This is a genomic window from Pseudomonas palmensis (assembly GCF_049942755.1).
In the GTDB taxonomy this organism is placed as follows: Bacteria; Pseudomonadota; Gammaproteobacteria; order Pseudomonadales; family Pseudomonadaceae; genus Aquipseudomonas; species Aquipseudomonas palmensis.
Map to the genome: position 1 here is coordinate 5,228,192 of NZ_CP187958.1, position 13,483 is coordinate 5,241,674.

Annotated in this window: 10 protein-coding genes and 1 pseudogene; 6 read left to right on the forward strand and 5 right to left on the reverse strand. The window is 59.7% G+C overall.

The genetic code is table 11. The features are described 5' to 3' along the window. Positions 1-176: 176 nt before the first annotated feature. Entirely contained in the window at positions 177-1,898 is a 1,722-nt protein-coding gene (locus tag ACPRTJ_RS24175; RefSeq protein ID WP_426427403.1) for a thiamine pyrophosphate-binding protein, read from the reverse strand. Between the two features lie 213 nt (positions 1,899-2,111). Then, positions 2,112-2,978 (reverse strand): sugar phosphate isomerase/epimerase family protein, encoded by an 867-nt coding sequence (locus ACPRTJ_RS24180; RefSeq protein WP_123753041.1) that lies wholly within the window; start codon positions 2,976-2,978, stop codon positions 2,112-2,114. 29 nt (positions 2,979-3,007) lie between these two features. On the opposite strand from ACPRTJ_RS24180, the gene ACPRTJ_RS24185 reads away from it, so the two are divergent. The 4 genes from ACPRTJ_RS24185 to ACPRTJ_RS24200 all read left to right on the forward strand — a co-directional run bounded on the left by ACPRTJ_RS24185 (position 3,008) and on the right by ACPRTJ_RS24200 (position 8,076). After that, positions 3,008-3,133, forward strand: a complete 126-nt coding sequence (locus ACPRTJ_RS24185; RefSeq protein WP_263010523.1) for a hypothetical protein — start codon at positions 3,008-3,010, stop codon at positions 3,131-3,133. Between the two features lie 222 nt (positions 3,134-3,355). After that, positions 3,356-3,673 carry a hypothetical protein gene (locus ACPRTJ_RS24190; RefSeq protein WP_043861263.1) on the forward strand — a complete coding sequence of 106 codons (318 nt, stop codon included), beginning with the start codon at positions 3,356-3,358 and terminating at the stop codon, positions 3,671-3,673. 78 nt (positions 3,674-3,751) lie between these two features. Continuing rightward, positions 3,752-7,267 (forward strand): hypothetical protein, encoded by a 3,516-nt coding sequence (locus ACPRTJ_RS24195; protein ID WP_426427404.1) that lies wholly within the window; start codon positions 3,752-3,754, stop codon positions 7,265-7,267. 83 nt (positions 7,268-7,350) lie between these two features. After that, entirely contained in the window at positions 7,351-8,076 is a 726-nt protein-coding gene (locus tag ACPRTJ_RS24200; RefSeq protein WP_426427405.1) for a hypothetical protein, read from the forward strand. Positions 8,077-8,119: 43 nt separating this feature from the next. On the opposite strand, the gene ACPRTJ_RS24205 is transcribed toward ACPRTJ_RS24200, so the two are convergent. After that, entirely contained in the window at positions 8,120-9,562 is a 1,443-nt protein-coding gene (locus ACPRTJ_RS24205) for a tetratricopeptide repeat protein (RefSeq protein ID WP_426427406.1), read from the reverse strand. A 318-nt stretch (positions 9,563-9,880) separates the two neighbouring features. Beyond that, a pseudogene (locus tag ACPRTJ_RS24210) lies at positions 9,881-10,844 on the reverse strand (GNAT family N-acetyltransferase). 261 nt (positions 10,845-11,105) lie between these two features. Here ACPRTJ_RS24210 and ACPRTJ_RS24215 point away from each other — a divergent pair. Both ACPRTJ_RS24215 and ACPRTJ_RS24220 read left to right on the forward strand, forming a co-directional pair. Next, on the forward strand, positions 11,106-12,416 hold the full coding sequence (locus ACPRTJ_RS24215) for an MFS transporter (RefSeq protein ID WP_426427407.1): 1,311 nt from the start codon (positions 11,106-11,108) through the stop codon (positions 12,414-12,416). Between the two features lie 133 nt (positions 12,417-12,549). Further along, positions 12,550-12,765 carry a TIGR02450 family Trp-rich protein gene (locus ACPRTJ_RS24220; RefSeq protein WP_054914496.1) on the forward strand — a complete coding sequence of 72 codons (216 nt, stop codon included), beginning with the start codon at positions 12,550-12,552 and terminating at the stop codon, positions 12,763-12,765. Positions 12,766-12,790: 25 nt separating this feature from the next. On the opposite strand, the gene ACPRTJ_RS24225 is transcribed toward ACPRTJ_RS24220, so the two are convergent. Further along, positions 12,791-13,423, reverse strand: a complete 633-nt coding sequence (locus ACPRTJ_RS24225) for a dTMP kinase (RefSeq protein ID WP_426427408.1) — start codon at positions 13,421-13,423, stop codon at positions 12,791-12,793. Between the last annotated feature and the right edge of the window lie 60 nt (positions 13,424-13,483).

A 13,483-nucleotide genomic window follows, 5' to 3' on the forward strand; every position in this document is an offset into this window, starting at 1 on the left:
AGTGACGCATTTGCAGGCGTAGTTTGAGAAAAAACCCAGCAGTCCCCGTACGGCAGGCTCAAGTCCCGGCGTAGCAGCCAAAGAGATCAGGCAAGACCAACGGCAGAAAATCGAGATAGGCCGCATAGACCTTGCATCGTGCGTCAGGTGTGACGTGCGACGCAGGTAAGAGCGCTTCAGCGTGCGTACTGCGGGGCCGGGAAAGAAAGGTCATTCTGTAGCACCGGCCCTGCCCCCTCACGCGCAACGATCACCTCAACAAGTGACGGCCCATTGCTTTTCAGCGCCTTCTGATACACCGACTTCAATTGCGAAGCGTGCTCCACACGCCAGGCATCGAGCCCGAAATTCCTCGCAACCTCTGCGTAGTGTGGAGAATATGGTTTGCCATCTGGAAAGTTGAACTCGCAACCATAATGGCGCCCGAACACCCCGTTCTGCCCGTCGCGCAGCGACATGTATCCGCTGTTGTTGAACACGACGAACAGGACAGGAATGGTATGCATCACGCAGACCGCCAGTTCCTGGAGCGAGTGGAGGAAATCGCCATCACCGACCAGGCAGATGACTTGGCGAGCGGGCATGGCGAGCCTGGCGCCGATTGCAGCAGGAACTGCCCAACCGAGCGATGACGAGTCACCACACGTGAGGTGAGTGCGCGGGTGGTAGATGGGAAACATCTGGTGCACCGCCCCTTTGACGCCGCCTGAGCCTACAACGATGATTGCGTCGCTTTCGATCCAGTTGCGAAGCTCCAGCAGCGGTCGCTGCAGGTTGAAAGGAGCACAGTCACTGTTACTCAGCAACTCGACCTGCTCATCCCACTGCTGTCTCAGGGCAATAATTTCCTTCAGATAGGGCGCCCGCCTGGTGGCCAACTGCGTACGTTGAGCCGCGGTGATTGCCGATCCAATTGCATCCAGGGCCAGCTTCGCATCTGCAACGATTGCCAGGTCGACGTCATGGCGCTTGCCAATTTGCTTTGCATCGATATCGATGTGCACCAGACACGCATGAGCAAGGGCAGAATCTCGTCCCCCGCCCCACCCCAGGTCCAACACATTCTCCAGCCGGGTGCCAACAGCCAGGATCAGATCTGCACTACTCAAAAGACAGTTGCCACAAGTACTGCCTAGACGGCCGATAGCGCCGCCATTGAGGGCATGATCATCAGGGAATGCGCCCTTGCCACCGGATGTACTGACGACCGGAGCGTGCAGGTACTCGGCCAGTTTCACCAATTCATCAGTGACGTCAGCATTGATGACGCCACCCCCCACCAGAATCACCGGGCGCTGGGCATCACAAAGCAGCGCAGCAGCATTCGACACCACCTGCGCATCCGGACATGACTTGAGATTGGCCTGCCGCTGAACCGAGAAATCGAGTTTGGCTTCTGACGTGCCGATCTGCGCACTGACCGACAATGCAAGGCTGGCCGGGCCAGGCCGACCCGATAGCATGCTAACGAATGCCTGCCTCAGAACCTCCGGAATTGCGTCGACCTCGTTCACGTAGCAATCGACCTTGCAAAGTGTTGCTCTATCGCCTCGAGACGCGGTTTTCGCAGCGTCAACCAACGACCTTTCCTTATCCCCGCTCAGAACCAGTACGGCAGAAGAATTCGCTGACGCCGTAGCCAACGCACAGACAGCTTTAGACGCTTCCAGACCGGCTGGCAGTAACGCTGCCATCGGCCGTCCGCAGGCTCGAAAGAAACCATCGGCCAGATGAACGGCGCTCTGTTCCTGCATGACCTGGATGAAGGGAATCTCGGATCCAGGCTCAAGGAAGGCATCCACCATGGCCCAAGAACCGTAGCCGGGAATGCCAGCAACGTACTGTACCCCGTGGGCTTTTAGCGCTTTTGCCAGAATCTGGCCCCCAGTGAGCTTCATTGGAATACCTTCTTGTTGAACGCCGATGACGAGGTGCGAGCCTGCTGCAGGGAACACTTCCAGGACCGAAGATTATTTTTCCCATCAGGCGAGATCTCCATTTCGCACCCCTTGAAAAATCGACGCAATGAGACGCACACGTTCGGGCTCACCCACGCTTGAGCCCAAGCTCCACAAGATGAAGCCCGATGAAAAACATCGGAACTCAGTCTGTCAGGCGTAGGGGGGTTCGAAGAACTGCATCGCAGATTGGTAAGCGAGTTCAGCCATCTGATCCACCGCAAGCCCACGATGAATGCCCGATATGATCTCGACGCCCCAGGGCCCGTCAAAGCCCGTCTGCCTCACATTGTGAATGAACCCGCAGATATCGATCTCTCCGTCGCCGATGAGCAACCTCTGGTGGTTGGACTGCTCTATCAGGTTATCCGACATCACGAACATGGCGTCACTCAGCTCCACGCCCTTGATCAAAGGTGCTGGGATCTTGGCAATCTCGGACATCTCCATGCCACCATAAGCTACGTGCCAACTGTCGATGACCATGCCTGCGTTATCGTGCAAGCCTTGGGTGACTGCCATGGCCTTGTCGATAGTCGATACTTTGGAGAACGGCATGAACTCGATAGCTACGTCGATGGAGAATTCAGCTGCGACTTCGCACAAGGCCAGCAAAGAGGCCCGCATGCCCGCTACATCAAGGTCGCCCTGCTCCAACACACCAGCCCCACATTTGAGTCGCTGGGCCCCGATAGCCGCCGCGAACTCCAGAAGCTGCTTTCGCTTGTAGTCGGAAGCTTGCTTTTTGCTTCCTTGCAAGTGCCAATCGGTCAGGAATTCGACTTCAGCGTACTCCAGGCCATGCTCTTTGAGCAGATTGGCGACTTCTCGAATACCAATGGTCTGCTCCAAGTGAAGCAAATCAGCATAGGTGAACCCCAGCCCACTCCAACCGGCCTTACTTGCTGCAGATACACGATCCTGAAGGCTAAAAGTGGCGACCTCACTGGGCGCGCCAGGAAACGTGTTCCCAGCCAGTGTCCAGTACGAAGCGATCAATTGAGTTTTCTTGTTTTTCATGCAGAGCACCTGAACTCAAGAACATGGCAGTGAGCAACCTGATCAAGCAGGCAATATGGGCAATTGCGGCAGTTGGCCGAAACTTCGCAGCCCATGAAATCGCGACGCAGATCGACGCACAGCGTTGTGCTCCCAGATTTTTCCAGAAGGATTGAATCGCCACGGATGCTGCAGACACCTTCTTTACCTGCGTGGCCGCCCCCGGTAGCCCACGAGCGAAGCAATGCCGCGCCCGCAACGCACCTGCAGCGAGGCAAAAAAAGATTGTGGCCATTTGCTATATCGCCGAGTGCCTACTACTTTTCCAAGCGCCACCGTCGCGTCACCAGGAAGGTGGCCACCCCCCCCCCCAGTCCATGCAGCAAGGAGCTCTCAGAATGGGTATCAGTGCCAAAGTAAATGCTGAGTTTTTGATCGACAACAAGACCTACAAAGCTTCGCTCAACATCCCCAACTCCGCACCGACTGCCGATAAGCCGTTCATCTTCACTGTCACCTCCAAAGGCGAAGCCGCAGACGCGGTACTGCAGACACTTCTCGAAGTCGCTGTCGGCGCTACCGACCAGGTATACGTTGCAGTTGCACCCCCCATGGACCTGATCTCCGACGCCATTGGTGGTGACGCCAAGGTCGTCCAGGCGCTCAACGTTGAAGTCTCCGAAGGCAAATACAAAGACGGGAAATTCGAAGCCTAGGCCTGACTCCTCCACGGTGGGGCATGTCACTATGCCCCACCGCATTGATGTACCTGCCTGCGGGAGGGCCCCTCGCCCATGGATATCCGCGTTACGGCGCACTTTGCCTGGTCGGAGATTTTTGGTCGCAAGATCGCCGCCCGAAGCAAGTGCCAGCTGGACCTGTCACGCCAGTACAGCCTGATCTATGCAGACCTGGGAACAGAGGATGCACAGGGGTGGAATGTTCTCGCTGAACTCAACAAAGCCTTCGATATCGAGCTTCCGGCCGAATATCTGAGGGTGATGGATGCCGGGTTCTTCACATTCAGTCATTTCGGCAACGGGGCGGTCCCCCCGAACACCTCTTTGGACAAGATTTTCCCGCAATCGCCGGTTCCACTCAGTGTCTCCAGGGCCACCGAGCCGATGACCAACACAGCGGGGTTTTGGCTGACGGTAAGCCTCGACGATATCAAGCTGTTCGGCAGCCTGATTGAAATAGGGTACGCCTCGCCCTCTGGCGACGGTGACAAACTTTCACTCTCCGCGGTGCTGGCTAGAGGGACTGTCGCCGGCAAGGCGGTGAGTGACGCGATCTACTTGGCCAGCTTGCCGAGCTTCCGCTTGTTCAAGCTGTTCGGCTTTGAAGAGGTCGAGGTTCGATATCGCTTCAAGGAAGCCAGACAGCTCAATGTCAAAGGCAAGCTGCGTGTGTCCCTTTTTGATGAGAAGCAGTATCTGTTCGAAGGGGTACTGAACTCGGACGAGGTCAACAGAACCTTCTCAGCCTGCTTGAAAAGTGCCGAACCCGATCAAAGCGTTACCAGGCTCTTCGGCGACCAGATGCGTGGCATTACCTTCCAGCGCCTGGTGTTCGGGATATTCGCTCGCTATGGCGACAACGAAGATCAACGAACATTCCAGGTCCAGGGTACGGTCAGAGTCGGCTCAGCCCAGCTGACCGGGTACATCTACCTGCACAACGGCAAACCCCAGGTGGCCAGCATAAAAGTCGACAAGGCACTGTCGATCGGTGATGTGTTCAACCAATGCATCCCGGGGGCCCCGTGGCCGACCTCGCTCATCGACATCACCTTCAAGGCAGGCAGCGAGCTGTATTACCGCTCGGCCGCTGGAAGCCAACTCGCAAGACTGGAGACATTCTCATGCCCTGCCGAGGGGGACCTGCTCGATCGTCAACTTAGCGCCAGCCTCGACTACCAGAATGGGTTCAACATAAGGGCGCTGTTCGACCTGACACTCGTCAAGACCCTGGAAGTGGTCGGCACGATCCAGATTGCCGAGGATGGCGTCACTGCCGATATCAGCCTGGGCAAGCCCATCGACCTCTTCATCGTGACCATCGCGGCATCACGCGCCTCACAGCCCATCGGCGGGCCTGCGTTCGAGCTGTCTACCGTCGAGAAGAAATCCTCTATGGGTTTCGTTGGCAGCCTATGGTTCATGCAGGAACAATTTGGCGTCGACGTCCGCGTGAAAGCCACCAGAAACGCGAAGGGAAACACCCAGGTCGACGGTACGCTCACGGCGCTATCGAACTACCCACCGTTCCTGCCCGCTGGCACATCCCTGGGGCTTCGGTACAGCAAGGACGGTGGCTTCCAGGTGACGAACTGGCCAAGTTTCGAGTATCTGACCAACGCCATCGATTTCATCAAGACACTGCAGAAACTCTCCGACCAGGGCAGCGCCGGGTGCGGCAAACTCGTCGGGTTCGCCTTCGAGAAGCTTCTACAGTCGAAATTCCGCGTGAGTGTCTCGTTTGGTACCCAGGAAAATGATGAGGGGGTAACGCTGGTCCTCGATGGGTCCTATACGCTCTGCGTCGCGCAGACCTCCCTCACCGCGGTAGCGATTCCATTTCCAGGGTTGGTGTCGATCCCCCTACCCAACTCGATCAGCTTTTCCGAGTTGGGCAACTACATCGAACGTGCTCTGGCTGCAGCAGCTGAATCATTTGTCAAAGCCCTGGTGAAAAACCGAGAGGCCATTGCTGCCGTCATTGGCCTCACCGCGGGAAAAGCCGCGGCCTCCTATGCCGCTACTCTTGCCTGCCAGGCCTTGATCGACGGTGTAGCAGCAGATGCTGTTGTTGCGACAGCTGCAGAGACCCTTGCCGCAGCCACGGCCGCAGAGGCGGGGGCCGGCGCTGCTGGGGCCCTGGTCGCCGGGGCCGTAGTCGCGGTTGCAGATTTCTTTGCTGGCACAGGCACAGGGACTGGCACTGGCGGCACAGGAACAGGAACAGGAACAGGAACCGCGACACAGAGCCCGCCTGTTGATCCGCGAGTCACCATCACCAACCGTGTGGTCACTCTGACCTGGGGGGGTGGCCAGGGCAATGCGCGCTATCACGCGCAATTGCTCGACAGTGCCGCGACCATCCTGCTGAACAACCCGGACCTGGCGGGTGCGGCCCGGCAGACCCAGTTCGAGTTTGGCCCAGAGTGGCCTTCAGGCCCTTACACGGCCCAGGTCCAGGGTGTTCATGAACAATCGGCCACCCGCTGGGCGGCGGCTCCCTTCAACCGGCTGACAGCGCCGGCCCAACCCAGCGCTCAAGCAGACACCACGGTCCCGGCGCCAGCATATGGAGTGCAGCTGAGTTGGCCACCGATTGCCGGGGCCTCCTCGTACGAGCTCTCTACCCGCCTGCCCGGGAGTGCGACCGATAGGGTCCAGATCGAGCCCGGCGCAGATCAGTCGCTCCCACCTGCGACATACGCATTCATTTTCGAAGAGGCTTCCCCAGCGGGGGATTATCGCTTCAGCGTAACGGCCAAGGGTGGGCATGCATCCGTAGCAAGTCCAGACAGCGAGCCGCTGACGCTTGTACGTCCAGGCCAGCCCCAGGACTTCCAGGCCAGCAGTATCGGCAGCAATGTTGCATTGCGCTGGCGTTCGGTTGCCGGTGCATTGCGCTACCAGGCATTGGCGCAGAAGAAAGGGGTTGCCCCTTTGGTTATTGAGCTGCACGCCCGGGAGGAAAGCGGCGTCGAGCATGCAGACTTCGCTCTACCCTGCCCTTCGCATTCGCCTTCCGTTTACCAGGTGCAGGTCTGGGCGCTGCCTGGCGCTGACCAGGTGAACTACGTAGCGGGCGTGCCGTCGGCCGTCGTCGAGGTGACGATTACGCCCTATGCAACCGCATCAGAAATGGCCACCGCGCTGCATGCCCTCACTATCGAGGGGAACGCGTGCGGTACACAGTTGATAGCGGCATTCCCGAACCTGACACCGGACACTTTGGCCATCGCCATGGCGCAAGGCGGCTACCCCGCCATTGAGACCAGCAATGGCCTGCTTGCTGTGTGGCCTGATACCCCACCCCTTGAGCTGGCGACCGTACTCGCCCTGGCGTATCCCGATCCGTTGCAGTTTGCCGCCTCCCAGCGTGGCCAGGGCGTGCCTGGTGAGCTGTGCGCAGTCAATCTGTTGAAGGCATTCCCACAGCTTGGCGTATCAGAGATGGCGCGCGCCATGGCAAAGGCAGGTTACCCCGCAACGGACACAGCGACAGGCCTCAAGGTGGCGTACCCCGCCATCTCGCCTGTGGAACTATCAACTGCGCTGGTGCTCGCTTATCAGTGACGCCGCCATGCCGAGCAAGAAGATCCACCGTTCAACTGCGTCATTCACCCCATTACAAACAGCGACTACGAGAGGTAAACAGCATGAGCACCGAAACCCTGATCAGCATCCTGCAGTCTCTTAAGCAACAAGGGCTGAGCCCCCTTGAGGCGGTCAAAGAGGCACTGGCCCAGCTCCAGTCACATGCCCGAGGGGCTACCACCGACAACACCGCAGTGGCCGAAGCCGTGATCGAGGTTTTCTCGCCCCTGACCGCGACCCAACTCGCAATCATCCTGCACACCACCTATCCGGACCTGACTGCGCTTGACGTCGGGAAAACCATTCTCAACCCGAAAGTGCTGCCAGCCACACCGGCCACCGAGATGAATGAAGCCCTTGGCAAAGCGGGTTTCGACGCCTCCAGCGTCAGTGATGCAGTGAACATCCTGTATCCGGTTACCGTGACCATTCAGGCCAATCAAGCCTGGCAGCAAAGCGGCCTGACAGTGACTGGCCGCCAGGTCACCCTGATTGCAGCGCAAGGCTCCTGGACTTCCAACCCGGCAACAGGGAAAACAGGCCCGGCCGGCAACACGAACTATCGCGCCAAGCAAGGCTATACCCTGCCAGGCCAGTTCGAGGGGGCCCTGATCGGCCGCATTGGCGACAACGCACCGTTTCTGGTTGGGCCTCAGGTCAAGGTGCCGGCAGGACAGTCGGGGGCCTTGCAACTGTGCATCAACGATGACCTCAACGGGATTTATGGTGCGGGCCTGACGGACAACGTCGGTAGCATGCAGGTAGACATCCGCACGCAAGGCGAATAGCCGATGCTGCCAGCCCGGTGGCTACCTCACCGGGCTGGCAGCCTCATTGCCCCGGCGCGCTGCCACGCTCCCCGAAGAGCAGCGTCACATTGACCCGTTGATTGAGGTAGCCCGGCCGGAAAGCCAGTGGCGCGGTGGCATGGAACAGATCTGAGTTGAAAATCACAGCGCGATTGCACCTGTAAGGGATGACTGTGCGCCGGGCTCCAGCCTCCTTCAGAAAGGCGGCAATTCGATCACCTTGGCGATTGTAGGTTTCGAAATCCCAGTCAAAGGGCGCCTCGACGTCGTAGACCACAAGCCCTCCCGAGTCGCGGTCAAGGTTTGCCTCGTTCGGCGTGATCCAGAAGTTCACGTTCACAGCGGCAAAGTCTGCATGGGGGTGTGTCGCAGGCTGGTCATGCTGGTACTTGAACCCCCACATCTGAAGCAATGGGTGATGCTTGCCGATAAGCTGGGGGAAGCAACGCCGAATCTCATCGGCAACCTGCAGCAGAAGTGGGCAATTGAAACCCTCCCTGAAGAACGCGCCGAGCCGACCATGAGCATATCGGTCGGTATGCCAGATGGTGGACTGCAAACAGAACGCCTGCACAAGCGCCAGTGCATCAGCAGACAGGAAGTCGTCGATCACGACCAGGCCCAGGGGGCTCTCCAGGTAATCGCGTTCAGCTCGCAGCAGCGCCTGGCTCATCTTCAAGGCCCCCTCTTGCAGTCGCGGAGCCTGCAACTGGTGCACATTACGCCCGTAGCTCGGGGGCAGCGCAGCGACGTTGGCCGGGGGTGTTGCCAAACTGTTGGGCTGTTCGAATGGTTGGAGAGCTGCCTCATAGCTAGCAATCTCCGCCTCAAGACGCGGACCAATCAGCTGGTGGTCTCGCAAATAGCGTAACTGCTCCAGGTCGTGGGCCAGCTTGGCCCGCGAAGCCCTCGGTACAGCGCCACGCCCTTCGCAGGCACCGGGTTGAGACAGGCTGCGCTCGTCACCACGAACTACAGAGGCATAATGCGCAGCCCACAGGCCCGCAGCGTCAAGGTCGTGAGTACGCAATGAAGTGCTGACGAGTTGCTCCAGGATCTCTGGATCGCGCGGGTACAGTTCGCCGAGGACCTCCCACATGCCACGGGCCGAATCGTGCTGGCCCATGTGGCCATACAGCGTGGCCAGCAAAAAGGCCAGGTTGGCCCTGGCCAGGTCGAAGGCAGGCTGCAGGCTGATCGCAGCCTTGTAGCTCGAAATTGCGTCCTCATTGCGCCCCGATTGCTGCAAGGCCCAACCCAGGTTGTTATGGCCAACAGCCCAGTCAGGACACTGCTGCACAACGGAACGAAAGCATGCCTGTGCGGCATCGAACTCGCCCTGATCGCACAGGGTACAGCCCTCCTCCAGCAGCACCGATACGGTCTGCTGCGCGCAGCCATTGCCTGCAGCTTCTGGCGTGGTGCGCAGGGCACCATATTTCGCCATCCAGACTTGCGCACTCACGCAAAGCCTCTGAACGGGTCAAGGGCAGCCTTCATCTTCATGGCGCGACCGAAAGCGTCCTTGTCGGTACTTTCAGCAGCCTCATTCCCGTCATCGTCAATCGCGGCGCTCGCACCGCCAGTGTCATTCAACGCAGCCCAGGCAGGCTCGGTCTCAAGAGACCTTGCGCCGTAGGCTCGAATCACACCGGTTATGTTTGTGCTATCCCTTTCAGCGTGCATGGTCCGTCCTTGGAATCGAGCATCAGGTGGCTCGTGGAGCCGGGTTGCGAAACGCCAAGCATAGCCACTGTATCGCCACCATCCACTGAAAGTGCAACTACAGGTGGAAATGCCCCGCAGCCTCGGGCTGATAGAGCACTTTCCGGATCTCGATCCGGCGGGTTCGATCAGCTATTCGCCAGTCGATGGCGTCCCCCTCCTGATAGCCGAGGATGGCGGCGCCGATGTCGGAACACACCGAATGCTTGCCGGTGCTGCTGTCCGCGTCTTCGGGGTAGACCAACGCCACTTCGATCTCCTCGTCGTCCAGCTGCAACAAGGCCCTGGAGTTCATCGTGACGACATTGCGCGCCACCTGCTGCGGCTTTACGACGATGGCTCGCTCGAGCTCATGCTCGAGTTCCACCACGGTCGGGCCTTCCTCTAGCGCGATCAGGCCCTCGAGCCTGGCCTTGTCGATTTCTGTGATGTAGATCCCGGTGGAGTCGCCCACTGCACCTTCGCGCAAGAACGTGAGGTAGCGCCCCATCGTCATGGCAAATGACTTCAATGTCGGGGTTTCGCTCTCCAGCACAAAGCCGCTGCGTACAAAGGCTTTCAGCGAGCGCGTGTTGTCCGGGTGGATCTTGGCGATGAGCTTCTTGGCCCGCATGTCGAGGAAGGCCAGTTTCATGCCTTCGCGAATCGTACGGGCGCCAAGGTTTCGGCCCCACTTGTCGCTGTCTCCGATGACCAGGACGATCTCGCAGTTGGAGCCAGTCTTGACGAGGCGGACAAAGCCGACGGGGGCGTCATGCCGGTCATAGGCCATGAAGAATCGGCCGCCCCGATTGAATAGATGGGTCAGGATCGGCAATTGAGTCCGATCGATGGCTTGTTCGATGGAGCGAGAAACATCACGCGAATCACTCAGATAGCAGGTAACACGTTCGTCTTCCAACCAGTCCATCAACGTCAGCGCATGTGCCCGGGTAATTTCAGGGCACAGCGAAATGAAAGGCCTGTTCATCTTCACCACACTTGATATGCAAAGGATGAAAGCCCTTCATGGCGATTGCCATGACGGTTCTTTCGGCAACCGGCCATCTTAAGACATAACGCCAGAATGGCGAACAGTTTGCGCACTTTCCTCCCCCCCGCACCGCCTGCGTCCGAACGTCGCAGCAAAGTGACTTGGCAAATGCCGCGCAATGCTTAAAATCTCGCCTCCTTTTCTACAGTCTGCAGGCGGCATCGCCCTGCCCTGGCTGGCCCTTTCCTGCCGTTCGATACATCGCGCGTACTGCCCGAAGGCGCCGTGCAGCAGGTCACTCGAGGTTTTTATGTCTCCGCGTTTGCTGGCCATGGCGCTGGCGCCCCTGCTGGGCCTGTTCATCATCGCCCTGGGCAATGGTGCCTTGTCGTCCTTGACCACATTGCGCCTGGGCGAAGCCGGGGAATCGGCCACGATGATCGGTATCGTCGCCTCGGCCTACTTCATCGGCCTTACGCTAGGCGCCCTGTTCAACGACCGGCTGATCCTGCGGATCGGCCATATCCGTGCCTACAGCAGCTTCGCCTCGCTGATTGGCGTCACCATCCTGCTGCAGGGCATGTTCTATGACACCTGGGGCTGGTTCGTGCTGCGCCTGATCAACGGCTGGGCCACCGTCGGCGTGTTTCTGGTCATTGAAAGCTGGCTGCTGCTGGCCGGTGACGCAAAGATCCGCGGGCGCCTGCTAGCGCTCTACATGATCGCCCTGTACGGCGCTGGCGTGCTGGGCCAGGCAACCCTGGGCGAGATCACCGGTTGGGGCGACACGGCGCCATTCATGGTCGCCGGCTTGCTCGCGTCCTTGTCGGTGCTGCCGATCGTGATCCTGCCGCGGGTGTCGCCGCTGCTCGACCAGGTCGAGCCGCTCAAACCACGACAGCTGCTGGGGGTGACGCCTACCGGTTTGGTGGGTTGCTTTGGCTCAGGGGTGGCCATTGCCGCCGTGTATTCGTTGCTTCCGCTGTACCTGCAGCGTATCGGCCACGATATCGGCGAAGTCGGCAGCCTGATGGCCTGGACGATTCTCGGGGCAATGCTGCTGCAGTATCCCGTAGGGCGCTGGTCCGACCGCAGGGACCGCCTGGAAGTACTGACCGTGCTTGCGGCGGTATGCAGCGTGCTTTCGCTGGCCGTGGTACTGCTGCCGCTGTCCGCGACGCTGCTGGCCGCACTGCTGTTCCTGCTGGGCGGCGGCGTGTTCGCGCTCTACCCGGTAGCGGTCAGCCATGCAGCAGACCGCGCGTCGCCCGAGGCGCTGGTACCCATGATTCAGGGCCTGCTGCTGATCAACTCGCTGGGCTCTGCCATGAGCCCGCTGATGATCTCGCCGGTCATGACATCGCTGGGCGAAAACGGGCTGTTCTGGGCCTTCGCGGTGGTCAACCTGAGCATGGTGACGTTTTTCGTCTGGCGTCGCGGCAAGCGCCCGGTACCGGTCAATCCTGCGCCGTTCACGGCCTCGGCAACCTTTTCGCCTACCGGTGCCGAGTTGCGCCTGACAGAAGACCTGATGCAGGCCGTGCAGGATCACCCGCCGATGCCCGATGCGGTCAACGGCCAGGCCGCCCCCAAGCCCGCGCCACACTGCGAGCCTGGTTGAAAGAGGCTACAGTGGAGCGTCCCGAGACCCCGAACGCGTTGATCGAGCGTTCACCTTGGGTCGAGAGGCACTGCTTCAGCAGTCGACAGCCTCTTGGGCAACTCGCAATCTGCTCGAAACTGCCGGAGGACGCATGAACCGTTTCAATCCACGAAAGCTTGGGCTGTCAAAGTGGACCGCCTGCCAGCCGGTCAACCGTGAAAAGCACTTCCTGGTCACCGAGTTGATTTGCGATGAGCACGGCACACCCCTGCAGATCGAACTGCAGGCCGTGCACAGCGGGCGAAAACAACTGCTCGACTGGCAGGAACTCAGGGATAGCCAGCGCTGGAAAATCGGATGGTGCTGAACGGCACATTCTGGGTATGGGACGATCAACCGATCGCCTTGTGAATCCTTTGACTGGCAGCATGGATCTCGCAAACCAGTTGCCTCACCGCCTCCTCAACCGTGCCTTCATTACGGCACAGCACCCACCTGTTATCCGCAACCGCCTGCTCGAATGCCTGCGTGGCAGCAACCTGCTCCTCCAGGCTGAACATAACGGTACTGCGCAGCCCTCGCGTTCTGGCCGCCGCCCTCGCCCACGAAATCTGCGGGCTGGTAACCACCCCTACGTGCAGGTCCGGCACACTCACCTCGCGCTCGAGGTTCAACCGCAGAATCTCGGCAAACGGCACTATCCGGCGAAACGCCGCATCCGATGGATACCAGCGGTCGATCAGGATGATGCTGTTGGGCGGCTGCCTGGTCAGCACCTGCCGGGAAATCCAGGCCCGGCTGTCGGCAAGGCGTTCGCAAACCGCCCACTCCAGCGACCGGCTGGGGTTTCTGACCAGTGCGTTGACGAGCGCCATCGTCTCGCCCCGGCCGGGGTCGCTGTTTTTCTCGGACAGCCGGACCACCTTTCTGCCGTCCGCCCGCAGTGCCTGGGTCACGGCTTCCAGCAGCGTGGTCTTGCCGGTTCCCTTGGGGCCATCCAGAGAAACGAAAAGCGGACGGTTCATTGTTGTTGCGCCTCTGGTTGTGTCCATCAGTCATGAGCCGGCATTCTTGCACACCCGCTC